21 protein-coding genes, 2 pseudogenes and 1 riboswitch are annotated in these 24206 nt (G+C 70.9%); of the genes and pseudogenes, 9 read left to right on the top strand and 14 right to left on the bottom strand.

Annotation, left to right across the window (positions count from 1 at the left end):
- Positions 1–41: 41 nt before the first annotated feature.
- The gene (locus ABZX22_RS29710) at positions 42–563 is read right to left on the bottom strand and encodes a MarR family transcriptional regulator (protein WP_354914897.1); all 522 of its coding nucleotides are present in this window, start codon (positions 561–563) and stop codon (positions 42–44) included.
- A 115-nt stretch (positions 564–678) separates the two neighbouring features.
- Here ABZX22_RS29710 and ABZX22_RS29705 point away from each other — a divergent pair, with 115 nt between their 5' ends.
- Positions 679–1554 (top strand): NAD-dependent epimerase/dehydratase family protein, encoded by an 876-nt coding sequence (locus ABZX22_RS29705; protein WP_354914895.1) that lies wholly within the window; start codon positions 679–681, stop codon positions 1552–1554.
- 105 nt (positions 1555–1659) lie between these two features.
- Here ABZX22_RS29705 and pepN read toward each other — a convergent pair whose 3' ends face one another.
- Positions 1660–4230: an aminopeptidase N gene (gene pepN, locus ABZX22_RS29700; RefSeq protein ID WP_354914893.1), complete on the bottom strand. Its 2571-nt coding sequence runs from the start codon at positions 4228–4230 to the stop codon at positions 1660–1662.
- A gap of 123 nt (positions 4231–4353) precedes the next feature.
- Between pepN and ABZX22_RS29695 the strand changes: the two genes are divergently transcribed.
- Positions 4354–4974 carry a disulfide bond formation protein DsbA gene (locus ABZX22_RS29695; RefSeq protein WP_354914891.1) on the top strand — a complete coding sequence of 207 codons (621 nt, stop codon included), beginning with the start codon at positions 4354–4356 and terminating at the stop codon, positions 4972–4974.
- A gap of 104 nt (positions 4975–5078) precedes the next feature.
- Complete coding sequence (locus ABZX22_RS29690; RefSeq protein WP_354914890.1) at positions 5079–6482, top strand: aldehyde dehydrogenase family protein; 1404 nt, start codon at positions 5079–5081, stop codon at positions 6480–6482.
- A 6-nt stretch (positions 6483–6488) separates the two neighbouring features.
- Here the strand turns inward: ABZX22_RS29690 and ABZX22_RS29685 are convergent, their stop codons facing one another.
- Positions 6489–7217, bottom strand: a complete 729-nt coding sequence (locus ABZX22_RS29685) for an SDR family oxidoreductase (protein ID WP_354914888.1) — start codon at positions 7215–7217, stop codon at positions 6489–6491.
- Positions 7218–7245: 28 nt separating this feature from the next.
- On the bottom strand, positions 7246–7734 hold the full coding sequence (gene def / locus ABZX22_RS29680; protein ID WP_354914886.1) for a peptide deformylase: 489 nt from the start codon (positions 7732–7734) through the stop codon (positions 7246–7248).
- A 99-nt stretch (positions 7735–7833) separates the two neighbouring features.
- On the opposite strand from def, the gene ABZX22_RS29675 reads away from it, so the two are divergent.
- Positions 7834–8301, top strand: a complete 468-nt coding sequence (locus tag ABZX22_RS29675; protein ID WP_354914884.1) for a ribose-5-phosphate isomerase — start codon at positions 7834–7836, stop codon at positions 8299–8301.
- A 295-nt stretch (positions 8302–8596) separates the two neighbouring features.
- On the opposite strand, the gene ABZX22_RS29670 is transcribed toward ABZX22_RS29675, so the two are convergent.
- Positions 8597–8743: a hypothetical protein gene (locus tag ABZX22_RS29670; protein ID WP_354914882.1), complete on the bottom strand. Its 147-nt coding sequence runs from the start codon at positions 8741–8743 to the stop codon at positions 8597–8599.
- Between the two features lie 253 nt (positions 8744–8996).
- Positions 8997–10223 (bottom strand): GNAT family N-acetyltransferase, encoded by a 1227-nt coding sequence (locus ABZX22_RS29665; protein WP_354914880.1) that lies wholly within the window; start codon positions 10221–10223, stop codon positions 8997–8999.
- Between the two features lie 118 nt (positions 10224–10341).
- Between ABZX22_RS29665 and ABZX22_RS29660 the strand changes: the two genes are divergently transcribed.
- Entirely contained in the window at positions 10342–11457 is a 1116-nt protein-coding gene (locus ABZX22_RS29660; RefSeq protein WP_354914878.1) for a PP2C family protein-serine/threonine phosphatase, read from the top strand.
- A 284-nt stretch (positions 11458–11741) separates the two neighbouring features.
- Here ABZX22_RS29660 and ABZX22_RS29655 read toward each other — a convergent pair whose 3' ends face one another.
- Together ABZX22_RS29655 and ABZX22_RS29650 are read right to left on the bottom strand one after the other, a co-directional pair.
- Entirely contained in the window at positions 11742–11906 is a 165-nt protein-coding gene (locus ABZX22_RS29655) for a helix-turn-helix transcriptional regulator (protein WP_354914877.1), read from the bottom strand.
- A gap of 169 nt (positions 11907–12075) precedes the next feature.
- Positions 12076–12351, bottom strand: a pseudogene (locus tag ABZX22_RS29650) (response regulator); the annotation flags it as partial.
- Positions 12352–12491: 140 nt separating this feature from the next.
- Between ABZX22_RS29650 and ABZX22_RS29645 the strand changes: the two are divergent.
- Entirely contained in the window at positions 12492–13790 is a 1299-nt protein-coding gene (locus ABZX22_RS29645; protein ID WP_354914876.1) for a site-2 protease family protein, read from the top strand.
- Positions 13791–13792: 2 nt separating this feature from the next.
- Here the strand turns inward: ABZX22_RS29645 and ABZX22_RS29640 are convergent, their stop codons facing one another.
- Both ABZX22_RS29640 and ABZX22_RS29635 read right to left on the bottom strand, forming a co-directional pair.
- Positions 13793–14299, bottom strand: coding sequence for a DinB family protein (locus ABZX22_RS29640; RefSeq protein ID WP_354914874.1), 507 nt, complete (start codon positions 14297–14299; stop codon positions 13793–13795).
- 144 nt (positions 14300–14443) lie between these two features.
- Positions 14444–15685, bottom strand: a complete 1242-nt coding sequence (locus ABZX22_RS29635) for a cytochrome P450 (RefSeq protein WP_354914872.1) — start codon at positions 15683–15685, stop codon at positions 14444–14446.
- 219 nt (positions 15686–15904) lie between these two features.
- On the opposite strand from ABZX22_RS29635, the pseudogene ABZX22_RS29630 reads away from it, so the two are divergent.
- Positions 15905–16138: pseudogene (locus tag ABZX22_RS29630) on the top strand (transcriptional repressor); the annotation flags it as partial.
- Positions 16139–16160: 22 nt separating this feature from the next.
- Positions 16161–18437, top strand: coding sequence for a catalase/peroxidase HPI (gene katG, locus ABZX22_RS29625; protein ID WP_354914870.1), 2277 nt, complete (start codon positions 16161–16163; stop codon positions 18435–18437).
- Positions 18438–18524: 87 nt separating this feature from the next.
- Here the strand turns inward: katG and ABZX22_RS29620 are convergent, their stop codons facing one another.
- The 3 genes from ABZX22_RS29620 to ABZX22_RS29610 form a co-directional block, all read right to left on the bottom strand.
- The gene (locus tag ABZX22_RS29620) at positions 18525–19478 is read right to left on the bottom strand and encodes a hypothetical protein (protein WP_354914868.1); all 954 of its coding nucleotides are present in this window, start codon (positions 19476–19478) and stop codon (positions 18525–18527) included.
- 3 nt (positions 19479–19481) lie between these two features.
- A riboswitch (cyclic di-AMP (ydaO/yuaA leader) is annotated at positions 19482–19618 on the bottom strand.
- Between the two features lie 66 nt (positions 19619–19684).
- A complete protein-coding gene (gene galT, locus ABZX22_RS29615) occupies positions 19685–20746 on the bottom strand; it encodes a galactose-1-phosphate uridylyltransferase (protein WP_354914867.1) in 1062 nt (353 codons plus the stop codon).
- Entirely contained in the window at positions 20743–21522 is a 780-nt protein-coding gene (locus tag ABZX22_RS29610; protein ID WP_354914866.1) for a DeoR/GlpR family DNA-binding transcription regulator, read from the bottom strand. Before ABZX22_RS29610 ends, galT begins: the two co-directional genes overlap by 4 nt.
- A 361-nt stretch (positions 21523–21883) precedes the next feature.
- On the opposite strand from ABZX22_RS29610, the gene ABZX22_RS29605 reads away from it, so the two are divergent.
- Positions 21884–22960 (top strand): AI-2E family transporter, encoded by a 1077-nt coding sequence (locus ABZX22_RS29605; RefSeq protein WP_354914864.1) that lies wholly within the window; start codon positions 21884–21886, stop codon positions 22958–22960.
- Here ABZX22_RS29605 and ABZX22_RS29600 read toward each other — a convergent pair.
- The gene (locus ABZX22_RS29600; RefSeq protein WP_354914862.1) at positions 22887–24185 is read right to left on the bottom strand and encodes an NAD(P)/FAD-dependent oxidoreductase; all 1299 of its coding nucleotides are present in this window, start codon (positions 24183–24185) and stop codon (positions 22887–22889) included. The two genes, ABZX22_RS29605 and ABZX22_RS29600, sit on opposite strands and share 74 nt — an antisense overlap.
- Positions 24186–24206 lie beyond the last annotated feature (21 nt).

The following is a 24206-nucleotide window of genomic DNA, read 5'->3' as shown; positions in this document are numbered from 1 at the left end:
CGGCGGCCAGAAGGAGCCGCCGGTGGGGGCGACGTGAGTGGTCAGCCGGTGGCGCGGCCCGTGTCGCCGAGGGAGACGAGCAGGCGGCGCAGCAGCACGGTCAGGTGGTCGCGGTCGGCCGCGGTCAGGCCGGACAGCAGGCGGTTCTCGTTGGCGATGTGGTGCTCGACGACCTTGTTGACCACGGCGAAACCCTGGTCGGTCAGCGAGATCAGCACGCGGCGCCGGTGCGCGGGGTCGACCTCGCGGTGGACCAGGCCCTTGGCCACGAGGTGGTCGACCCGGTTGGTGAGGGCCGCGGAGCTCACCATCGCCGCCGCGCTCAGGTCGCCCGCGCAGAGCAGGTACGGCGGGCCGGAGCGCAGCAGCGTGGCCAGCACGTCGAACTCCCAGGGCTGCAGGCCGTGCTCCTCGAAGAGGTCCTTGACGCCGCGTTCGAGCAGCCGCGAGGCTCGTGACAGCCGCCCCACGACGCCTATGGGGGAGACGTCGAGGTCGGGTCTGGCCTGCCGCCACTCCTGGATGATCACGTCCACCTCGTCCTCTGGGGCGCTCTCGCTCATGGCTCACATCCTTGTCGGGGTTTCCGCAGCCTAACATTTCCACATCGAAGCGTTTGACAGTATCGAGGGTCGAGCCTTAAGTTTTCGACATCGAAATTTTTGATGGAGGTCTGACATGCGTGTTCTGATCATCGGTGCGAGCGGCTACCTGGGCACGGCCATCTCCGAGCGGCTGGCGGAGCGGGGCCACGAGATCGTCGAGCTCACCCGCCCCACCTCCGCGGGGTCCGGGCGGGGGAACGAGCGCCGCGTCGGCGACATGACGGATCCCGCCTCGCTCACCGCGGCCGTGACGCCCGACATCGACGCCGTGATCAACCTGGCCGGACCCACCGGTGACGCCGCCGCCGACGCCGCCGCGATCACCGCCCTGACCGAGCCGCTGCGCGGTACCGGGCGGGCCTTCGTCTACACCAGCGGCGTGTGGGTGCTCGGCGCGACCGGGGCCGGGACCGCCGACGAGCGGACGCCGGTCAACCCGCTGCCGATCGTGGGCTACCGCCCGGACATCGAGCGCCAGGTGCTCGCGGCCGCGGCCGACGGCGTACGCGCCACCGTGATCCGTCCCGGCATCGTGCACGGCCGCGGCGGCGGCATCCCCGCCCTGCTGGTGAGCCTCGCCGCCAAGCACGGCGCGCCCAGGTTCGTCGGCGACGAGTCGGTGCGCTGGCCGATGGTGCACGTCGACGACCTCGCCGACCTGTTCGCGCTGGTGGTCGAGAAGGCGGACCCCGGGACGCTCTGGCACGGCGTGACCGAGACCGCGGTGCCCGTCACGGATCTGGCCGCCGCCGCGGGACGCGCGGTCGGGCTCACCGCCGCGCCCGAGAGCTGGCCGCTGGAGCAGGCCGGTGCGGAGCTCGGCCGGCTGTTCGCCGACGCCCTGGCGCTCGACCAGTCCGTCGCCGGTCAGGCCGCCCGCGACACGCTGGGCTGGACGCCCGAGCGCCCCGGCGCGGTCGCCGACATCCAGGACGGCTCCTACCGCTGACCCCGCCCGTGAACGCGACCGGGCGCCCCTCGAGAGCCGAGGGGCGCCCGTCACATCGGCGGGTGCCTCACGTCAACCACCCCGCAGGGGCGGCCGCGCGGCCGGTCAGCCGCGCGCGGAGGCGTCCTTGGCGCGGGCCCGCAGGGCGCGGCTCACGCCGTCAGCCCCCTCCATGACCATCCTGCGCAGCGCCTGGGGAGCGCCGGACGAGGCGAGGTAGTCGTCGGCCGCCTGGACCGTCCCCTGCTCGATCAGCAGCGAGGGGAAACACCCCACGGAGAAGCTCTGCGCCATGTCGAACGTCCACTCGTCGTAGATCCGCCCGACCTCGGCGAAGTACTTCTCCTTGTACGGCGCGAGCAGCTCCACGTGGTGCGGGTCCTGGAACCCGGCGATCGTCGTCCTGAAGATCGCGTTGGCCAGCTTGCCGCCGGTGATCGCCGCCCACGCCTCCGCCTTGGCCTCGGCGGTCGGGATGGCCGCCTTGCACAGGGCGGCCGAGCGCTCGCCCGAGGCGGTGGCGTCGCGCTGCAGCTCCGCCTCGATGTCGGCCGCGCCGAGCACGCCGCCGCTGACCAGCGCGTGCGTCAGCGTCCAGCGCAGGTCGGCGTCGACGGCCAGGCCCTCGGGCACCGACGTGCCGTCCAGGATGCCCTTGACGAAGGCCAGGTCCTCGCTCGAGGTGGCCACCGCGCAGAAGGCGTTGACGTAGGCGAGCTGGTGGTCGGAACCGGCCTCGGCCGCGGCGATCCACGACTTCAGCGCCGCGGCGAGCTGGGCCAGGCCCTCGGCCTGCCAGGCCGGGTCGGCGTACTGCTGCACGGCCTGGCGGGCCTGGCGCAGCACGGTCTGCACGACCGTGATGTCCTTGACGGTCGAGATGCCGGAGATGACCAGCTTGACGTAGTCGCGGGTGGCCATCTCGGCGTCACGCGTCATGTCCCAGGCCGCCGACCAGCACAGCGCGCGCGGCAGCGACTCGGTGAAGCGCGTGATGCCGCCGTCGACCAGCGTGGCCAGGGAGCGCTCGTCGAGCCGCACCTTGGCGTAGGTGAGGTCGTCGTCGTTGACGAGCACCAGGTCGGGCTGGACCTCGCCGACCAGCTCGGCGACGGCCGTGCGCGCGCCGACCACGTCGAGCTCGACCCGCCTGGTCCTGGTCAGCTCGCCGTCGACCAGGGAGTACAGGCCGATCGCGACGCGGTGCGACCGCAGCGTCGGGTACTCGGCCGGCGCCTCCTGCAGCACCTCGAAGCGGGTGAAGCGGCCCTCGGCGTCCACCTCGAACGAGGGACGCAGCGTGTTGACCCAGGAGGTCTCCAGCCACTCCTTCGACCACGACGACAGGTCGCGGCCGCTGGTCCGCTCCAGCGCGGTGAGCAGGTCCTTGAGCTCGGTGTTGCCCCAGGCGTGCTCGGAGAAGTAGTCGCGGACGCCGGCCAGGAAGTTGTCGAGGCCGACGTAGGCCACCAGCTGCTTGAGCACCGAGGCGCCCTTGGCGTAGGTGATGCCGTCGAAGTTGACCTCGACCGCCTGCATGTCGGGGATGTCGGCGGCGATCGGGTGGGTGGAGGGCAGCTGGTCCTGGCGGTAGGCCCAGGCCTTCTCCACGTTCGCGAACGTGGTCCACGCGCCGTTGCCCCAGCGGGTGGCCTCCGACTGGCACAGCACGGAGGCGTAGGTGGCGAACGACTCGTTCAGCCACAGGTCGTCCCACCAGCGCATGGTGACCAGGTCGCCGAACCACATGTGCGCCATCTCGTGCAGGATCGTCTCCGCGCGGCGCTCGATGATGGCGTCGGTGACGCGGGAGCGGAAGACGTAGTCCTCCAGGAAGGTCACGCAGCCGGCGTTCTCCATCGCGCCCGCGTTGAACTCCGGGACGAACAGCTGGTCGTACTTGCCGAACGGGTAGCGGACGCCGAAGACCTTGTGGAAGAAGTCGAAGCCCTGACGGGTGACCTCGAAGATGTTGTCCGGGTCGAGGTGCTCGGCCAGCGAGGCGCGGCAGTAGATGCCCAGCGGGATGCCGTCGTGCTCGGAGGTCACCTTGTGGTAGCCGCCGGCCACCAGCGCGGTGATGTAGGTGGAGATGCGCGCGGTGGGCGCGAAGTGATGGCGCCTGGCCGCCCGCATCGTGCCGTGGCGGCCCTTGTGCTCCTCCAGCTCCTCGACGGAGTCGGCGGCGCTGTTGGAGACGACCTCCCAGTCGGCCGGGGCCAGCACGGTCAGCTCGAAGGCCGCCTTCAGGTCGGGCTGGTCGAAGCAGGCGTACATGCGGTGCGCGTCGGCCGTCTCGAACTGCGTGTGCAGGTAGACCTTCTGGTCCACGGGGTCGACGAACCGGTGCAGACCCTCGCCCGTACGCATGTAGGCGCAGTCGGCGTCGATCGTCAGCTCGTTGTCGGCGGCCAAGCCGGACAGCGGGAAGCGTCCCTTGTCGACGTCGTAGGCGGACACGTCGAGCGCCACGCCGTTGAGTTCGACTGAGCGCAGGTGGGCGCCGTGCAGGTCGATGAACGTCGTCGCGCCTGGTTCCGCGGCGGAGAAGCGAACGGTCGTGACGCTCTCGAACCGCTCCTCACCCTCCGTCAGGTCGAGTTTGACGTCGTACGACTCGACCTTCAACAGCCGGGCCCGCTCGCGAGCTTCGTCACGGGTCAGGTTGCCTGCCAAGATCCGCTCCTCTTCACCACATCTTTGGGGTTATGTCTGAATCCTGTCACGTCAGGAATAGTCCTGACTCTCACTCAGGTTATGGCCGACGGCAAGGTCATCACGACTGAGGGAACCCCCACCATGGCTGAACGAACCCCCGTAGATCTCTGGTTCGACCCGTTCTGTCCCTTCGCTTGGATCACTTCCCGCTGGTTGCTGGAAGTCGAGAAGGTCCGGCCGATCGAACCCCGCTGGCACATCATGAGCCTGAACGTCCTCAACGAGGACAAGGACATCCCCGACGAGTACCGCCAGATGATCGCCGCGGCGATCGGCCCCGTCCGGGTCGTGGCGGCCGCCGCGGAGAAGTACGGCCAGCACGTGGTGGGTCCGCTGTACACCGAGCTCGGCACCCGCTTCCACAACGAGGGCCGGCCCAAGGAGGGTCCCACCATCAGGGACACGCTCGTCGACGCCCTGGAGGCCGCGGGCCTCGACAGGGAGGTGGCCGACGCGATGGACTCCGGTGACTACGACGAGGCCATCAGGGAGTCGCACTTCCGCGGCATGGACCTGGTGGGCCAGGAGGTCGGCACCCCCGTCATCCAGGTCGAGGGCGTGGCCTTCTTCGGGCCCGTCCTGACGAAGATCGTGCGGGGCGAGGACGCGGGCAGGCTCTGGGACGGCGTCCGCGCCGTCGCCGGCTTCGAGGACTTCTTCGAGCTCAAGCGGACCCGCACCAAGCGGCCCGTCTTCGACTAGTCACGAGATCTCCGACATGTCCCCCTAACTCTGCGCGGTAAGCCGTACTCTCAGGGGAGTCAAGGTTCTCGCTTTGTGACCTTCGGCACGCAAGGATGGGGGACATGCGTCATCTCTATATCAACGGGGCATGGACGGCCTCGGTCTCGGGAGAAGGAATCGACGTCGTCAACCCCGCGACAGAGGAGACGATCGATACCGTTCCGGCCGGCGCACCGGATGACGCAGAGGCCGCGGTCCTGTTCGCCCGCGCCGCCTTCCCCGACTGGTCGGCCACCGCGCCCGCCGAGCGCGGCAAGCTGCTGGCCGCGGCCGCCGGGCTGCTGCAGGAGCGCGCCGAGAGCGTCGCAAGGACGATCGCCACCGACATGGGCGCGCCGTACGGCTTCGCGCTGAAGGTGCAGACGCTGATGCCCGCGGGCGTGCTGGCCTCCTACGCGCAGCTGGCCGAGAGCCACCCCCGCGAGAGCAGGATCGGCAACTCGCTCGTGGTCAAGGAGCCCGCCGGCGTGGTGGCCGCGATCACGCCGTGGAACTACCCGCTCCACCAGATCATCTGCAAGGTCGCGCCCGCGCTGGCGGCCGGCTGCACGGTCGTGCTCAAGCCGAGCGAGGTGGCCCCGCTGGCCGCCTACGCGCTGGCCGAGATCTTCGACGAGGTAGGCCTGCCGCGCGGCGTGTTCAACCTGCTCAGCGGCAGAGGCCCGGTGGTCGGCGAGGCGCTGGTCACCCATCCCGAGGTCGACATGGTCTCCTTCACCGGGTCCACGAAGGCGGGCCGCCGCGTGGCCGCGCTGGCGGCCGAGAGCGTCAAGCGGGTCGCGCTGGAGCTCGGCGGCAAGTCGGCCAACCTGATCCTGCCCGACGCCGACCTGGCCGTCGCCGTCAAGGCGGGCGTCGCCAACGCCTTCGTCAACGCCGGGCAGACGTGCTCGGCGTGGTCGCGGATGATCGTCCACCGCGACCAGTACGACCAGGCGGTGGGCCTGGCCGTCGAGGCCGCCCGCAAGTACACCGTCGGCGACCCCTTCGACGGGGCCACCAGGATCGGCCCGCTGGTCTCGGCCGCCCAGCGCGACCGCGTGGTCCGCTACATCAACACGGGGCAGGAGGAGGGCGCCCGCCTCATCATCGGCGGCACCGAGCGCCCCCTGGAGCGCGGCTACTACGTCGAGCCGACCATCTTCGCCGGCGTGGAGCCGGGGATGACGATCGAGCAGGAGGAGATCTTCGGTCCGGTCCTGTCGATCATCCCCTACACCACCGAGGAGCAGGCCGTGCAGATCGCCGACGGCACCCGCTACGGCCTGGCCGGCGCCGTGTGGGCGGGCACGCAGGAACGGGCCGTCGCGGTGGCCAGGCGGCTGCGCACCGGCCAGGTGTCGATCAACGGCGGCCAGTTCAACCCGCAGGCGCCCTTCGGCGGCTACAAGCACTCCGGCATCGGCAGGGAGCTGGGCGAGCACGGGCTCGAGGAGTACTTCGAGATCAAGTCGCTCCAGCTCTGAGCCGCGTCACAGCAGCAGGCCGCCCGTCGCGCGCAGGTTCTGGCCGGTCAGCCACCTGCCGTCCGGCCCGGCGAGGAAGGCCACCACATCGGCGATGTCGGCCGGCCGGCCGATCCGCCCGAGCGCGGTGAGCTCGGGCATGCGCTCCAGCGCCTCCGGCGGGTTGGTGGAACGCAGCAGCTCGGTGTCGACCGCGCCGGGAGAGACGCTGTTGACGGTGATCCCGCGCCCGCCGAGCTCGCGGGCGGCCACCATGGCGAACCGCTCGACCGCCGCCTTGCTCGCGGCGTACACGGCGACGCCGGGCACCGCCAGCGCCGTGTTGAGGGTGGAGATGTTGATGATCCTGCCGCCGTCGCGCATCGTCCTGGCCGCCCAGCGCATCGCGATGAACACCGCCCTGGCGTTGACCGCCATGACGTGCTCGTAGTCGTCGTCGGTGGTGTCGGCGATGGACCGGGGACCGCCTGTCGCGGCGTTGTTGACCAGGATGTCCAGCCCCGGCAGGACCGCCTCGGCCGCGGCGAACAGCCGCTCCAGATCCTCCTTACCCGCCAGGTCCGCCTGTACGGCATGCGCCCCCGTGGCGGCGGCGACCCGCTCGGCCGCCTCCGCCTGGCTGCGGTAGCTGAAGACCACCTGAGCGCCGTCCCTGGCCAGACGCTCGACGATCGCCCTGCCGATGCCCCTGGACCCTCCGGTGACGACCGCCCCCTTGCCGCTGAGTACTCCCATGCGGCCAACCTAGGCGATCGGTCAGGCGTCAGGGTGTGCGCTGGAGGATCTTGCGGGCCTCGCTCTTCGGCAGCCGGTCGACGTAGAGCGTGCCGTCCAGGTGGTCGGTCTCGTGCTGGAAGCAGCGTGCCAGCAGGCCGCGCGCCTTGAGCCGCACCGTGCGGCCGAGCCTGTCGACGCCCTCGATGCTCACGCCCGCCGCCCGCGGAGTGGCCGCGTACAGCGGCCTGCCGGTGTCGCGCCCGGGAACCGACAGGCAGCCCTCCTCGTCGAGCACCGGCTCGGCGTCGTCGATCGTCAGCGTGGGGTTGATCAGGTGGCCCTTGCGCCCGCTGCAGTCGTAGACGAACAGCCGGCGCGACACGCCGATCTGGGGTCCGGCCAGGCCCACGCCGTCGGCCGCGTACATCGCCTCGAACATCTCGTCGATCAGCTTCCTCAGCTCCCTGTCGAAGTCGACGACGGGTTCGGCCGAGGTGCGCAGGACGGGATCGCCGATGTACCGGATCTCACGCATGGGCGCTGCACTCCTGTAAGGACTGGGTGGGGCAAGAGCCTCTTACTCTAGCGTGGGACCGGCGTGGAGCGCGCCTTGCGAACCTGCCAAACTGGTCCCGTGCGTGTCTACATCGGTGCCGACCATGCCGGCTATGAGCTGAAGAACCACCTGGTGACCTGGTTGAAGGACCAAGGGCACGAGGTGACCGACTGCGGTCCTTTCGTCTACGACGCCGAGGACGACTACCCCGCGTTCGTGCTGCGCGCCGCCGAGGGGGTCGCGGGCGACCCCGGCAGCCTGGGCATCGTGATCGGCGGCTCCGGCAACGGTGAGCAGATCGCGGCCAACAAGGTGCGCGGCATCCGTGCCGCGCTGGCCTGGAGCGAGGAGACGGCGCGGCTCGCCCGCGAGCACAACAACGCCAACGTCATCAGCGTCGGCGCCCGCATGCACTCCGAGGAGGAGGCGACCGGGTTCGTCGAGGTGTTCCTCGACACGCCGTTCTCCGGCGCCGAGCGCCACAGCCGCCGCATCGCCCAGCTGGCCTCCTACGAGACCATCGGCCAGTTGCCGCCGCTGCCGTAGCGACCCGCCAGGCGCCGGGGGCCGACCGCCCGCGCCTCCACGGCGAGCGGACACCCGCTCGCCGTGGCCTCGTCGCCCGGGTCGGGCATCCGCTCGCCAGATCCCGCGCCCCAGGTTCGCTGCCGAAGAGCGCAGGCAACGTTCTCTCCCGGAGCGCAGGCACGCCGGGGCGCCCGAAGAGCGCAGGCACGCCAGGGCGCCCGCTCGCGAGGTCTCGCGGCATCCGCCAGAAGAAGGCCGCGCGCGAGGTTCCCGGCAAGGGCTTGCGGGCGAAAGGGGCGGCCGTGCGCCGGGGTTACTGCTTGCGGCGCGGTTCGCGCCGGGGGGTCTCGTCGCGCAAGGGTCGCCGGTCGGCGGCCTCCTGCTGCTCCTGCGAGGGCCTGGAGACGTCCCTGGCCCGCATCGCGGTGATCGCCGTGATCTGCAAACTCTGCAGCGCCATACCTGCGACTGTAACCCGCCCCCGGCCCGTCCGTGGCGGCGGCCGGCCCCGCGCGCTCGAGGAGCGTGCCCCTGGAGGGAGGCCCGCCCCGTGCCCGCGGTGGCGGCCGGCCGTGCCTGCCGTACCCCATCAAGCTGACCCGACCCGCGCCGCACGGATCGGACCGACCGGCGCCGCGCCGGGCCGGACGGATCAGACCGACCAGCGCCGCGCCGGGCCGGGCCGGGCCGGTCATCGACCCGTGCCGGACGGGTCAGAACACCAGGCCCGCCCACGGGGCGGGCGACCACGACAGCGCGGTGGCCAGCGCCCGGACCGCGCCCGCCGAGTGCTCGGTCAGCAGGCCCGCCGCGTGCTGGGCCGCGAGCGAGCCGGCCCCCAGGTAGGCCCCGCCCAGCGCGGCCACCGGCAGCGACAGGTCGGGCGCCTCGTCGGTGGGCTTGCAGGAGGCCGAGCCGGTGTCCGCGGTGAGGCGCCAGCGGCCGGCGTTCCACGGGCAGACGTCGTCGGCCACCTCGATCACCACGTCCACCGGCGCGGCGTACGCGCGGGCGGCCAGCGCGGCGTCCACCGAGACCAGCCTGACCCAGAGCTCGTCGCCCCAGCGCGCGTTGAGCTGCCGGACGTCGGCCAGCAGCTGGGTGATGGGGTCGTCGACCGGGACGTCGGCCGTGACCTTGGTGACCAGGTCGCGGTCGAGCACCGAGCGCCACAGCAGCGCGTGCGCCGCGGGGTCGGCGGCGTGCAGCTCGCGCAGCTGCAGCTCGCCGTCGGGCCCGCCGTTGTCGGCCCAGCTCCCCTTGACGCGGAACAGCGCGTAGCCGCGTGCCTTGCCGGCGTCCTCCACCAGGATCGCGCGCAGCCTGCCGGCGCCGTTCTGGTCGAACTCCTCGTCGGCCAGCATGTGGTTCCAGAAGTGCTCGTTGCGCGCGTAGCGGCCGGGCCGTTCCGCCACGACGGAGGCGAACAGCTCCTCCAGGACCGGCCTGACGTCGGCGGGCGTGACGACGCGGATCCTGAGCGAGGGATCGGACGGGGCGGTCGCGACGAAAGCCGAGCGGTGCGTGGGGATGCCGATCGCCAGGTTGTCGGACGCTCTGCCGTAGCCGAACCGGCCGTAGATGACCGCCTCGGAGGCGTAGAGCGCGGCCACGGCCTCGCCCCGCTCACGTATGTCGGCGAGCTGCCGGCGCATGAGCTGCGAGAGGATGCCGCGGCGGCGGTGGGAGGGCAGGACGCTGACCGCGGTCACCCCCGCCACCGGCAGCGTGCCGCCCGGCACGGCCATCGAGAGACTGTGGACGCCGGTGACGCCCGCGATGAGGTCGCCGTCGAAGGCGGCCAGTGTCCGGTCGAACTCGGTGTTGGCCTTCCAGCGTTCGGCCTGGGCGGGAGGGGGCGTCCAGTTGAAGGCCTCGGCGAGCACGCCGCTGAACTGGGGCCACTCGTCTTCCGAGATGGGGCGGATCGGATAGGTCATCCGTCCACGGTAGGAGCGGGCAAAGCCGGACGGCCACCCAATATCCATGGTAAATGATCAAGGTCTTGGTCAAGTGGGCTGCCCAAATGAGGGAGAGAACGCTACAGTCAGGCGCATCATGAATTCACGTCCGGTGCCGCAGATCCCGCCTCGGCTGCGTGCGGTGCTGGTCAAGGTGCCCGGTCTGGTGCCCCTCGTCAGATTCCTCCGGAGAGGGCCGCTGGCCCGCGACCGCAACCTGCTCATCACACTGTCGGTGCTGACCCTGACCGTCGGCGGGCTGGCCGCCCGTGTCTCGATGGAGTGGTTCTCGCCGTCCCTGTTCATCCTCATCACGCTCATCGGCGGCCTGCAGCTACGGCTGCGCAGCCTGGCGATCCTGCTGGTCTCCGTCCTGGCCTCGCTCGCCTATATTGGAGCGGTCCTGGGCGTCAACAGCATCGGGCTCGGGCTCATGGTGACCATCGGCTTCACCACGGTCCTGGCCGTGCTCATGGCGCGCACCAGGGGCAAGCTGGGCGTGCAGGGGCTGCGCGGCGACGCCATGCTGCTGGAGCTGCGCGACCGGCTCAAGAGTCAGAGCGAGCTGCCCGCGCTGCCCAAGGAGTGGGGCGCCAAGGTGGTGCTCAAACAGGCGGGCGGCTCCTCCTTCGGCGGCGACTTCCTGGTCTCCACGCGCGACGGCGACAAGGTCGACATCGCCCTGGTCGACGTGTCCGGCAAGGGCGTCGACGCCGGCACCAGAGCGCTGCTGCTGTCGGGCACGTTCGGCGGGTTGCTCGGCTCGGTCGACGACTTCCTGCCCGCCTGCAACGGCTACCTCCACCGCCAGCGCGGCGACGAGGGCTTCGTCACCGCCGTCCACCTGCGCCTCGACCTGGCCACCGGCGAGTACACGATCACCTCGGCCGGTCACCCTCCCGTGGTCAAGCTCGACTCCGGCACCGGCACCTGGGAGATCGCCGCGGCCAAGGGCGTGGTCCTCGGAGTCGTGCCCGACCTGCACTGCGAGCCCGACAGCGGGGTGCTGCGCAAGGGCGACGCCCTCATGCTCTACACCGACGGCCTCATCGAGCAGCCGGGCCGCGACATCGACGCGGGCCTCGACAGGCTGCTGGGCGAGGCCGAGCGGCTGCTGCCCTCGGGTTTCGGTGACGGCGCCAGGGCGCTGGTCAGCTCGATGGCCTCCGGCCACAACGACGACTGCGCGCTGGTGCTCATCTGGCGGCCGTGACGAATGACACGGTCAGATCGTGAGCTGAGTCACTGTCTGGCAAGGGAGCGGGCCTGAGACCCTCAAGGGGCGGTCACGGCCGGCAGGGGCGCCACCGAGCGCCCCTGAGCCCCGAGCCCCGGCAGGAGCGGCGCGGTTCCGCCGGGGCTCGGCCGCGGTTCGCAGGGCTCGTTCGCAGGGTTCGGTGGCGGTGCGTAGGGCTCGGTGGCGGTAGGCGGTTCACAGGGCTGGGCCGGCTGAAGCGGGCCCGCCGACGGCATGGCCGGAGCGTGGGGGCGGTCCCGCTACAGCCAGCCGGAGTCGCTGGCGATGCGCACCGCGTCGAGCCTGTTGCGGGCGCCCGTCTTGCACATGATGCGCGACAGGTGGTTGCGGACCGTGCCCACCGACAGGAACAGCTGGTCGGCGATCTCCGTGGAGCGCGCCCCGCCCGCCGCGACGCGCAGCACCTCGCGCTCGCGCGGGGTCAGCGGGTTGGCGGCCGACTCCAGCGCCGCCAGTGCCAGCTCGGTGTCGACGGCCCTGCGCCCCCTCGGCCATCGCCCGCAGGCCCGCGGCCAGCACCTCGGGCGCCACGTCGAGGCCCATGAAGCCGGACGCGCGCGCCTCGAAGGCCCGCCGTACCTGGCCAGGGTTGGGCTGGGCGGACAGGATCAGCACCCGGCAGCCGGGCGCGTGCTCGCGCAGCAGCGCCGTGGCGCCGAGCCCGTCGAGGCCGGGCAGGCCGAGGTCGACGACGGCGGCCTGAGGCTGGTGCCGCAGCGCCGCGGGGACGATCTCCGTACTGCTGCCGACCTGGGCCACGACCTGCAGGTCGGGCTCCGCCTCGAGCGAGGCGACCAGGCCCCTGCGAACCAGCGGACGGTGCTCGGCGACCAGGATCCGAAGCGACACATCCCCTAGAGTGATCGGACGGCTGCGTAGTGTCAACGTGGCGCCACGCTTTCGCAAAGGACGCGCAAGCCGTTCAGCATTGGATTGTTCGACTACTCTGGGCTTGTCGGACCTTCTTCTCAGCCACGGAGCGCGCGTAGATGATCTGGCTCTACATCGCGGGGATCGTCATCTTTGTGCTGGGGCTGATGGCCTCCATCGCCCTGCACGAGATCGGCCACCTCGTTCCCGCCAAGCTGTTCGGCGTCAGGGTGACGCAGTACATGGTGGGCTTCGGCGGCACGTTGTGGTCGAAGAGAAAGGGCGAGACGGAGTACGGGATCAAGTGGATCCCGTTCGGCGGCTACATCCGCATGATCGGCATGCTGCCGCCCCGCCCCGGCGACGACCCCACCAAGCTGCGCAGATCCTCGACCGGGCCGTTCCAGGGCCTCATCGACACCGCGCGGGACGTGGCGCAGGAGGAGGTGGGCCCCGGCGACGACGACCGCGTCTTCTACCGCAAGAAGTGGTGGCAGAAGGTCATCATCATGTTCGGCGGCCCGCTGATGAACTTCGTGCTGGCCTTCGTACTGTTCACGATCCTGCTCGTCGGCATCGGCCTGCCCGGTCTGTCGCCCGTGGTCTCGCCCGACACCAACGCCTGCGTCATCCCGCACGGCCAGACCCGCACGGTCTGCGCGGCGGGCGACCAGCCGACGCCCGCCGCCAAGGCGGGCATGAAGGCCGGCGACAGGATCGTCGCCTTCAACGGCGTCAAGGTCAGCACCTGGGAAGAGGCCACCCAGAAGATCAGGAAGCACGGTGCCGGTCCGGTCACGATCGGCATCGTCCGCGACGGCAAGCCGATGACCCTCGACGTCACGCTCATCACCAGGGCGGCCGTCGACGACCCCACGGCCAAGACCAAGGGCGAGGGTTTCCTCGGCGTCATGGCCACCAAGGTCTACGAGCAGCAGAGCGTCGGCACCGTGATCGGCTACATGGCCACGCTGACCGGCCACGTGGCCGAGTCGCTGGTCAACCTGCCGCAGCGGATGGTCGGCGTGTGGCAGGCGGCCTTCTCGGGCGAGGAGCGCGACCCCAACGGGCCCATCGGCGTCGTCGGCGCCGGACGCATCGGCGGTGAGATCGCCGCCTCGGAGCTGCCGGTCAAGGACAAGCTCTTCCAGCTGGTCAACCTGCTGGCCGGGTTCAACCTGGCGATCGGCATGTTCAACCTGATCCCGCTGCTGCCGCTCGACGGCGGTCACATCGCCGGCGGCCTGTGGGAGGGAGTCAAGCGCGGCTACGCCCGCGTGATGCGGCGGCCGGAGCCCGGCTACGTCGACATCGCCAAGGTGCTGCCGCTGACCTACGCGCTCGCCATGGTCATGATCGTCATGGCGGGGCTGCTCGTCTACGCCGACCTGGTCAACCCGATCAGGCTCTCCGGCTGAGGTCAGTCGCCCGTCGCCCCGTCGATCCGCTCGCGCAGCAGGTCGGCGTGACCGTTGTGGCGGGCGTACTCCTCGATCATGTGCACCATGATCCACCGGAGTGACACCTCCTCGCCGTGCCGCAGGCCCTTGCCGATCGTGTCGAGCGGGAGTCCGGCCGACACCTCGCGGGCATGGGCGACCTCGGCGCGCCAGGCGGCCAGCGCCTGCTCGCCGGTCATCGTGGCGATGTCGTCGAAGACGTCGTCAGGGCGGCCGTCGGTGGAGTGCAGGCGCGGGGCGTCCTCGCCCATGAGGTGCCGACGGAACCAGCCGCGCTCCACGTCGGCCAGGTGGCGTACCAGGCCCAGCAGTGACAGCGTGGACGGCGCCGCGGACCGCTCGCGCAGCTGGTCGTCGGTCAGGCCGGCGCACTTGATCGCCAGCGTCTCGCGGTGCCAGTCGAGCCAGGAGTCGAGCATCTCGCGCTCGCCGGCGATGAACGGGGGATCGATCCGGGGGTTGGTCATAACGTGTGATTATGGACCCGCCCAGGAGCCACGGCGCTGCCGGGGGCGCGGGAGGAGCCGGGGGCGTGACGGCCCCGCGGCCGGCGCGGGGAGGGCTCGGGGCCGGCCTGGGGCGCGCGAAGGGCTTGGGGCGGGCCGGCCGGGTCAGCCGTCCAGGAGCACGGGAAGGGCCGCCAGGCGCCAGGAGCCGGGCATGAGCTGCCGCTCCAGCTTCTCGGGCGGCACGGCCAGGCGTAGCCCGGGGAAGCGCGACAGCAGCCCGCCGAAGGCCACCTCGCCCTCCTGCCGGGCCAGCGCCGCCCCCAGGCAGTAGTGCAGCCCGTGGCCGAAGCCCACGTGAACCTCGCGCCTGCTGTCGGACTCGCGGGCGATGTCGAGCCGGTCGGCGTCGTCGAACCTGCGGGGATCGAAGTTCGCGCTCACGAGCACCGCCATCACCGGCTCGCCCCGCCTGAGCACGGCGCCGTCGAGCGCGACGTCCTCGACGGGGTAGCGCAGGCGGGTGCCGTGGACGGGTCCGCACCAGCGCATGAGCTCGTGGACGGCGCGCGGCATCAGTTCGGGCTCGGCGCGCAGCCTGGCGAGCTGGTCGGGGTGGGTCAGCAGGGCGGCGGTGCCGTTGCCGATCAGGTGGGCGGTGGTCTCGTGACCCGCCAGGACGAGCGTGAGCACCATGGTGACCAGCTCGGCGTCGCTCAGGCGGTCGCCGTCCTCGTCGTGGGCCCTGATGAGGCCGGTGAGCAGGTCGTCGGCGGGGGTGGCGCGCCGGCGGGGGATGAGGCCCTGGACGTATTCGATGATGCCGACGAGCGGCTCGGCGAGCGCGCCGGGTTCCATGCTGACCATGCGGGCGCCCCAGGCCCTCCACTGGGGGCGGTCGGCCTCGGGGATGCCGACCAGCTCGCAGATGACGGTGATCGGCAGCGGGTAGGCGTACTCCTCGACCAGGTCGACGACCCGGTCGGACGGCAGCGCGTCGAGCAGCCGCGCGCTGATCTCCTCCACGCGGGGCCGCAGCTCCATCACGCGCCTGGCCGTGAAGGCGCGCGAGACCAGCCTGCGCAGCCTGAGGTGGTCGTCGCCGTCGAGGTCGAGCATGCCGTTGGCCAGGAAGTCGGCGTACTCGGGCGGGACGCCCCTCGCCTGCGCGATCTTCGTGCGCGCGTTGTCGACCGTCCCGCCTGGCACGTTGCGCGGGTCGTTGACGAACCGGTGGTCGCTCAGCACGGTCCTGACGTCGTCGTACCGGGTGACCAGCCAGATGGGGGTGTCGTCATCCAGCCACGGGAAGGAGGCGCGGAGCACGGGCGCCTCCTCCCTGAGCGCGGCGAAGCCGCCGAAAGGGTCGGCCAGCAGGTTGGGATCCATCATGTTGACGGTCTTCATGAGCGCCTCTCGTGACCGAACGGATGATTTTGGTCATCGAGTCAAACGTACGCCTGCCGCCGACCCCGGGCAAGGAGCGTTCTTCGAGAGTGTGAAGAGGGGGCGTGGCCGAAGCCACGAGGCGGACGGCAGGGCACGGCCGCGTGTCCGCTCTGCGAAGGGGGCGGCTATGTTGACGATATGGCGTCTGACTTCGAGGCGCAGTCGCGAGTGGTTTCAGCCGGTTCGGTGCGGCGCATCGAACCCGCCGGTACGACCGCCCGCCACGAGTCACGCGTGCGGGACAACCATCGCCATGTCGTGTGCCGCTCCTGCGGTGCGATCGCGGACGTCGACTGCGCCTCCGGCCGCGCCCCCTGCCTCACCGCCTCGGATGACCAGGGCTTCGTGGCCGGCCAGGCGGAGGTCGTCCACTCCTGTCCCGGCTGTGCGACCAGACGCATTGCCCACTGATCCGGCAGTTCGGAGGAAGCAGATGAGCGACACCCAGAACAACGCCCCCTCCAGCGCGCAGGGCGTGGACCAGAAGGCGGCGGCCGGCTACCCGGTCGCCCAAGACTCCGCGACCGCGCATGGCAGCGAGAGCGAGAACCCGGCGATCCCTTCGCCGACCCCGAGGACCGGCGGTCGTCCGCGCACGAACCGGGACTGGTGGCCCAACCAGCTCGACCTCTCGGTGTTGCGCGCGCACTCATCCAAGGGCAGCCCACTGGCAGAGGGCTTCAGCTACGCCAAGGAGTTCGGCAAGCTCGACGTCGAGGCCCTCAAGCGGGACATCATCGAGGTGCTCACCACCTCGCAGGACTGGTGGCCGGCCGACTTCGGCCACTACGGCGGTCTCATGATCCGGATGAGCTGGCACGCCGCGGGCACCTACCGCATCCACGACGGTCGCGGCGGGGCCGGAGATGGCGCCCAGCGTTTCGCGCCGCTCAACAGCTGGCCCGACAACGCCAACCTCGACAAGGCCCGCCGGCTGCTGTGGCCGGTCAAACAGAAGTACGGCCAGAAGATCTCGTGGGCCGACCTGCTCGTGCTCGCCGGCAACGTCGCCCTGGAGTCCATGGGTTTCCAGACCTTCGGCTTCGGCTTCGGCCGCGAGGACGTCTGGGAGCCGGAGGAGATCTTCTGGGGTCCGGAGGACGCCTGGCTCGGCGACGAGCGCTACGCCACCGACACCGAGATGGTGCCGATCTTCGGCGCGACCGAGATGGGTCTCATCTACGTCAACCCGGAGGGTCCCCACGGCAACGCGGACCCGGCCGCGGCGGCGCATTTCATCCGCGAGACCTTCGCACGGATGGCGATGAACGACGAGGAGACCGTCGCTCTCATCGCCGGCGGCCACACGTTCGGCAAGACCCACGGCGCCGGCGTCGCGGACGACCATGTGGGGCCGGAGCCCGAGGGCGCGCCGCTGGAGGCGCAGGGCCTGGGCTGGCTGAGCAGCTACGGCACCGGCAAGGGCGGTGACACGATCACCAGCGGTCTCGAGGTGACGTGGTCCGACCGGCCGACGCAGTGGAGCAACCGTTACTTCGAGATCCTCTTCGGCCACGAGTGGGAGCTCACCACGAGCCCCGGCGGCGCGAAGCAGTGGGTCGCGAAGGACGCCGAGGCGTTCATCCCGGACGCCCACGACCCGTCGAGGAAGCACAAGCCGACGATGCTCACGACCGACCTGTCGCTGCGCGTCGACCCGACGTACCAGAAGATCTCCCTCCACTTCCTGGAGAACCCCGACGAGCTCGCGTCGGCCTTCGCCAAGGCCTGGTACAAGCTGCTGCACCGCGACATGGGTCCGGTCAGCCGCTTCCTCGGACCGTGGGTCGCCGAGCCCCAGCTGTGGCAGGACCCGGTGCCGGCCGTCGACCACGAACTCGTGGGCGACGCCGACGTCGCCTCCCTCAAGGCGAAGATCCTGGAGTCCGGCCTCACGACCGCTCAACTGGTCTCCACCGCCTGGGCCGCCGCAGCGAGCTTCCGGTCCACCGACAAGCGCGGCGGCGCCAACGGCGCCCGGCTCCGTCTCGAGCCGCAGCGCAGCTGGGAGGTCAACCAGCCCGAGCAGCTCACGACGGTCCTGGACACCCTCGAGGGCATCCGGCGCGAGTTCAACGAGGCCGGCGGCGCGAAGATCTCGCTCGCCGACCTGATCGTGCTGGCCGGCTCGGCCGCCGTCGAGAGGGCAGCGGGCGAGGCCGGCGTGGCGGTGACGGTGCCGTTCCGCCCGGGCCGTACCGACGCCACTCAGGAGCAGACCGACGTCGAGTCCTTCCGGGTCCTGGAGCCGCGGGCCGACGGGTTCCGCAACTACCTGCGTTCCGACGAGAAGACGCAACCGGAGGTGCTGCTCGTCGATCGTGCCTACATGCTCAACCTGACTCCGCCCGAGATGACCGTCCTCATCGGCGGCCTGCGTTCCCTCGGAGCCAACGTCGGCGGTACCCGGCACGGCGTCCTCACCGACCGGCCCGGCGTACTCACCACCGACTTCTTCACCAACCTGCTCTCCCTGGGCACCCGGTGGAAGGCATCGGACTCCGAGGAGCATCTGTACGAGATCCGCGACGTGGTCACCGATGAGGTGAAGTGGACCGCCACCGCGGTCGACCTCATCTTCGGCTCCAACTCCCAGCTACGGGCCCTCGCGGAGGTCTACGCCAGCCAGGACGCCCGCGACAAGTTCGTGACCGACTTCGTCGCGGCCTGGACCAAGGTCATGGAACTCGACCGGTTCGACCTCGCCTGACCCGTGAACGCCCCCGCCGCCGAGGGCGGCGGGGGCGGCGGAGGCGGCGGAGGCGAATCGGTCCAGGCGGCTCGCCATCGCCTGCTTTCAGTTCATCGAGACGTGGACGTGGTCGTAGTGGTTCTCGGTGATGCTGCCGCGGTCGGACATCGGCCGCCAGCCGCTGCCGCTGTTGATCCGCTGCCGCCAGATCACGTACTTGACGCCCAGGCGGGTCTGGTTCTTCACCGCCCACGCCGCGATCTGGTCGCCCAGCGTCCGGTTGACGGCCGCGGGCATGGAGCCGCCCGAGCTCATCATGAAGTCGCAGGCCCGTCCGAGGGGGTGTTCCCCGCTGCTGCCCGACCGGTAGCAGCCCACCTCGAACGGCAGCGCGAACGTCTTCTTGATGGTGTCGCGCATGAGCCGGGTGCGCGGGGTGATGTTGTCCGACCCGGCGGGAAGCTCGGGCGCCCAGCTGCCGTCGGCCTTGCGGCCAGGACCGGTCGGCACGAGGGCCTGCAGCTTCTTCTCGATGTCCTTGATCATGCCCTCGGCGGCCTTCCGGTCGCCGGCGACCTGCTCGGTCTCGGTCCTGATGCGGTCGGCGAGCGCGGTGGCCGCGTCGGCGGCCTGCTTCTTGGTGTCGCGCGCCGCGGCGACGTTCTTGACGACCGCGTCCTGTTCGGCGCTCATCTGCTCGAGCAGGGCGGCGGTGTTGAGGTCGGGGGTGAACAGCAGCGTCGGCAGGTCAGGGGTGCTGGCCTGGTAGCGCAGCTCGGTGATCCTCGAGGCCTCCTTCTCGGCCGTGACCAGCGTCTGCTCGGCCGCCGCGAGCTGTTTCCCGGCCGCTTTCGCGTCCTTCTGGGCCTTGGCCAGCGAGACGCGCTTGGCGTTGTAGGTCCGGATCAGCTTGTCGACCCGGGTGTTGAGCTTCTTCAGCTCGGTCCGCAACTGCGGTTCGGACGGCTTGGGGGCAGCCGAGACCGCGGTCGCGGAACCGATCACGAGGGACAGCGCGGCGACAGCACCGCATGCGAAACGGGACGTGGGGGACGCCACGAACGATCCTCTCCGTCTGCCGGCCGGGTTAGCTGACGGGTTCGGGCGGGAGAAGCCCTACCACACGCGTGGATTCACCCCAGGTTCTCGATGGGTCCCCGGCTCCGGGCAACGCGCCCAGGATTAGGCATGTGACGGCTGCGAAAGCCGACGAATCGGGATATTAGTAGTAAATCCCCCGTAATGCGACCTCAAGCGGACATTAATTAGTGATCTACTTGTGATCGAAGCAGCCGCGCCGCGTCCTCGGGCAGAACGTCGTTGACGAAGGCGCCCATCGCCGACTCCGAGCCCGCCAGGTACTTCAACTTCTCCGGCGCCCGGCGGATGCTGAACAGCTCCATGTGCAGGTAGGCCAGGTCGCGGCCGTGCCGTACGGGGGCCTGGTGCCAGGCGGCCACGTACGGCATGGTCACCCCGAACAGCCCGTCGAGCGCCTTCAGCACGCGGGTGTAGACGGGGCCGAAGGCGGCGCGCTCCTCCTGGGTGAGCGCCGCCAGGTCCGGAACCTGGCGGTGCGGGTAGAGGTGCACCTCGAACGGGTAGCGGGCGGCGGCCGGCACGAACGCGGTCCACAGATCGTTGGCGGCCACCACACGCTCGCCCGCCCGCTCGGCGGCAAGCACGTCGGCGAACAGGTTCGGCCGCTTGGCCGCGGCCGCCAGGTGCAGGCGGGTGCGCGGGGTGACGTAGGGGTAGGCGTAGATCTGGCCGTGCGGGTGCGCCAGCGTGATGCCGATCTCGGCGCCCCTGTTCTCGAAGCAGAACACCTGCTCCACGCCCGGGATCGCCGACAGCTCGGCCGTGCGGTCGGCCCAGGCCTCCATCACCAGCTCCACCTGCTGGTCGGACAGCGCCGAGAAGGAGGAGTCGTGGTCGGAGGTGAAGCAGACGACCTCGCAGCGCCCGACCCCCGGCCGCACCTCGCTCAGCCCGCCGGGGGCGGCGTAGGTGCCCAGGTTGGTGGAGAAGCTGGGGAAGCGGTTCTCGAAGACGGCGACGTCGTAGTCGGCGGCCGGGATCTCGGTCGGCTTGCCGGGCCTGGTCGGGCACAGCGGGCACTCGTCGGCCGGCGGCAGGAACGTGCGGGTCTGCCGGTGACCTGCCATCGCCACCCACTCCTCGGTGAGCGGGTCGTAGCGCAGTTCGGAGGCCGCGGGCCTGGGCGGCAGCTCGCGCTCGTCGATCGCGCTCCGGTCGGCGTCGTCGCGCCGGTCGAAGTAGATCAACTCTCGGCCGTCGGCCATGTGCGCGATGGTGCGCTTCACTTGATGTCCTCCGCGATGATCAGTTCTCCCGCCCGCTCGGCCAGCTCCGCGCGCGCCTCGTCCGGCAGGGCCGCGTCGCTGATGACGACGTCGGCCTCCGACAGCTCCGCGATCGTGCTGATGCCGACCGTGCCCCACTTGGTGTGGTCGGCCGGGACCACCAGGCGGTGTGCCGAGGCGACCAGTTCCCTGTCGGTCTCCGACTCCAGCAGGTTGGGGGTGGTGAAACCGGCCTTGGTGCTCATGCCGTGCACGCCCAGGAACAGCGTGTCGACGTGGAGCCGCCTGATGGCCGCGACGGCGACCGGGCCGACCAGGGCGTCGGACGGCGTGCGGACGCCGCCGGTGAGCACCACCGTGCGGTCGGCGCGCGGGCTGCGGTGGAAGACGTCGGCGACGGGGATGGAGTTGGTGATGACGGTGAGGTCCGGCACGTCGACCAGGTGGTGGGCCAGCGTCCAGGTGGTGGTGCCGGCCGACAGGGCGACGGCGGTGCCGGGGCGGACGAGCGTGGCCGCCCTGCGGGCGATCGCGTCCTTCTCCGGCTGCTGACGCATCGACTTGGCGGCGAAGCCCGGCTCTTCCGTCGAGCCGGGGCCGTTGATCGTGGCCCCGCCGTGCACCTTCTCGAGCAGGCCCCGCTCGGCGAGCGCCTCCAGGTCCCGGCGAATGGTCATGTCGGAGACGCCGAGCTCGCGGACGAGGTCGGCCACCCGGACTCCGCCGCTGCGACGGACGCGCTCCAGGATCGCCTGTTGCCGCTGTGGTGCGAGCATGTGCCCTCCTTCCAACAGATTCCACCAAATTATGACACAACTATGTTGAAACATGGGGAGTGGAATCTGGCGAAGGCCTTGTCCGGGCCGCCGCCTTCGCGAGAGGTTGGGATCATCACACGAGGAGGTAGGCGATGGCGAAGCGCGCCCGCAAGACCAAGGCCCGCAAGAAGAAGGCGGCCAACCACGGCAAGCGTCCCAACGCTCGCTGAGGCAGGACATCGGGTACACCGCGTACGCCGCGTACCCGATGTCCGCTCCCCCCTCCGGCGCCGCGGGCAGCGACCGCGGCGACCCCGTACAACGCGCTGACCGGCGCGGTTGCCTGCCTTCGTCACCGACGGTCGCGATAGTGTGACCCATGATGTCGCGTGGACTGCGGATCCTCATCGGCCTCGGTGCCGCGGTGGTCATCCTTGTCGGGCTCAGGCGCGCGAGCGCGATCATGGCCCCGGCCTTCCTCGCGCTCACGCTGACGATCGCCGTCAGCCCGCTGCGCGCCTGGCTGAAGCGGCGCGGCGCGGCCTCGTGGGTACTGGTGACCGTGCCGCTGACGGTCGTGCTGCTGGTGCTGCTGGCGTTCGTGGGTGCCCTGGTCGTCTCGATCGCACGGCTGGCCGGCCTGCTTCCCCAGTACGCCGACGAGTACCACCAGCTGGCCGCCTCCGTCACGCAGTGGCTGGCCGGCCTCGGGATCACCCCCCAGCAGATCAGCGCCGCCGTCAAGGCGCTGGATCCCGGCAAGCTCGTCCCGCTGGTGCAGGGCTTCCTGAGCGGCCTGCTCGACGTCGCCTCCGCGTTCATCGTGATCATCCTGCTGGCGTACGGCATGAGCATGGACGCGGGCCACATCCAGGCCGCCGTCCGCCGGCTGCAGAGCACCAAACCCGACCTCGTGCGCGCGCTGACCGACTTCGCCAGGGGCACCTGCCGCTACCTGGTGGTCTGCACCGTCTTCGGCTTCATCGTGGCGGTGCTCGACGCGGGCGCGCTGTGGCTGCTCGGGGTACCACTGCCGGTGCTGTGGGGGATGCTGTCCTTCATCACCAACTACATCCCCAACGTCGGGTTCTTCCTCGGGCTGCTTCCGCCCGCGCTGCTGGCCCTGCTCGACTCGGGCTGGGTCACGATGGTCTGGGTGATCGTCGTCTACACCGTGGTCAACTTCGTCATCCAGTCGGTGATCCAGCCCAAGTACGCGGGGGAGTCAGCGGGTCTGTCGACCACGCTCACGCTGCTGTCGCTGCTGGTGTGGTCGGTCGTGCTCGGCCCGCTCGGCGCCATCCTCGCCGTGCCCCTCACCGCGCTGGCCAGGGCCCTCGTCATCGACGCCGACCCCGGCACCCGCTGGGCGATCCCGCTGGTCAGCGGAGAAGCGCGGGAAGAGCGGCCGACACCGCCCGATGGAAGGTCGGGTACGCGTAGATCATCTGGCTGAGCCGTTCGACCGGGATCCTGGCGTGCACGGCCAGCGTCAGCATGGACAGCATCTCGCCGCCGCACGGACCGGCGCTCGTCGCGCCGACCAGGACACCGTCGGCGGCGACCAGCTTGACGAACCCCTCCGCCCGCGCGATCCAGCCGCGCGTCGAGCCCGCCAGGTCCGTGAGGGACACCCTGACGTCCAGCCCCCGCTGGCGGGCCTGGGCCTCGGTCAGCCCGACGGCGCCCACCTCGGGATCGGTGAACGTCACCCTCGGCACCGCGTGGTACTCCGCCTCGTACACCGGCTCGCCCAGGATCTGCCTGACGATGATGTCGGCGTGGTACATCGACATGTGCGTGAACGCGCCCTTGCCGACCACGTCGCCCAGCGCCCACACCCCCTCGGCGGCGCGCATCCGCTCGTCCACGGGGATCGCCCGCGCGCTCTCGTCCAGCCCGATCGCGCCGACGCCGAGCGCGGCGAGGTCGACCCTGCGGCCCGTGGCGACCAGCAGCCGTTCGGCCGTCACCCCCGCCAGCGTGAACCTGCCGTCCGCGTAGGCGACCTCGTCGACCTTCACCCCCGTGCGCACCCCGATGCCCTCGTCGGTGAACACCTTCTCCACCAGCGCGCTCGCCTCGGGCTCCTCCATGGACAGCAGCCGGTCCAGGCCCTCCAGCACCGTCACCTCCGCGCCGAACCTGGAGAACACCTGCGCCAGCTCGGCGCCGATGGCGCCGCCGCCCAGCACGACGAGCGACTCCGGCACCGTCTCCGTCTCGATCGCCTCGTGGTTCGTCCAGTACGGCGTGCCGTCCAGACCCTTGATCGGAGGGACGGCCGGCCGCGACCCGGTGGCGATCACGATGCCCCGCCGCGCCCTGATGACCTGCTCGCCCACGGTGACCTCGTCCGGCCCGGTGATGCGGCCGTGGCCCCTGACCAGCAGGCCGCCCTTGCCGGTGAAGCGGTCGGCGGCGACCTTGTCGTTCCAGTCGTCGGTCGCCTCGTCGCGGATGCGGCGGGCGACCGGGGCCCAGTCGGGCGCCAGGCCGCCCTGGGCGACCTCGTTGGCCGCGGTGACCATCATCTTGGAGGGGATGCAGCCCCAGTACGGGCACTCACCACCGACCAGGTTCGCCTCGACACCGGCGACCTCCAGGCCGGCGTCGGCCAGCCGCTCCGCCGCGTCCTCGCCACCGGGACCCAGGCCCAGCACGATCACATCGACATCCATCCACCCACGTTACGCCGCCCG

Source organism: Nonomuraea sp. NPDC003804, from assembly GCF_040610675.1.
Taxonomy (GTDB): domain Bacteria; phylum Actinomycetota; class Actinomycetes; order Streptosporangiales; family Streptosporangiaceae; genus Nonomuraea.
Note: the sequence above shows the minus strand (reverse complement) of the source record. Positions and strands in the feature narration are given on the sequence as shown.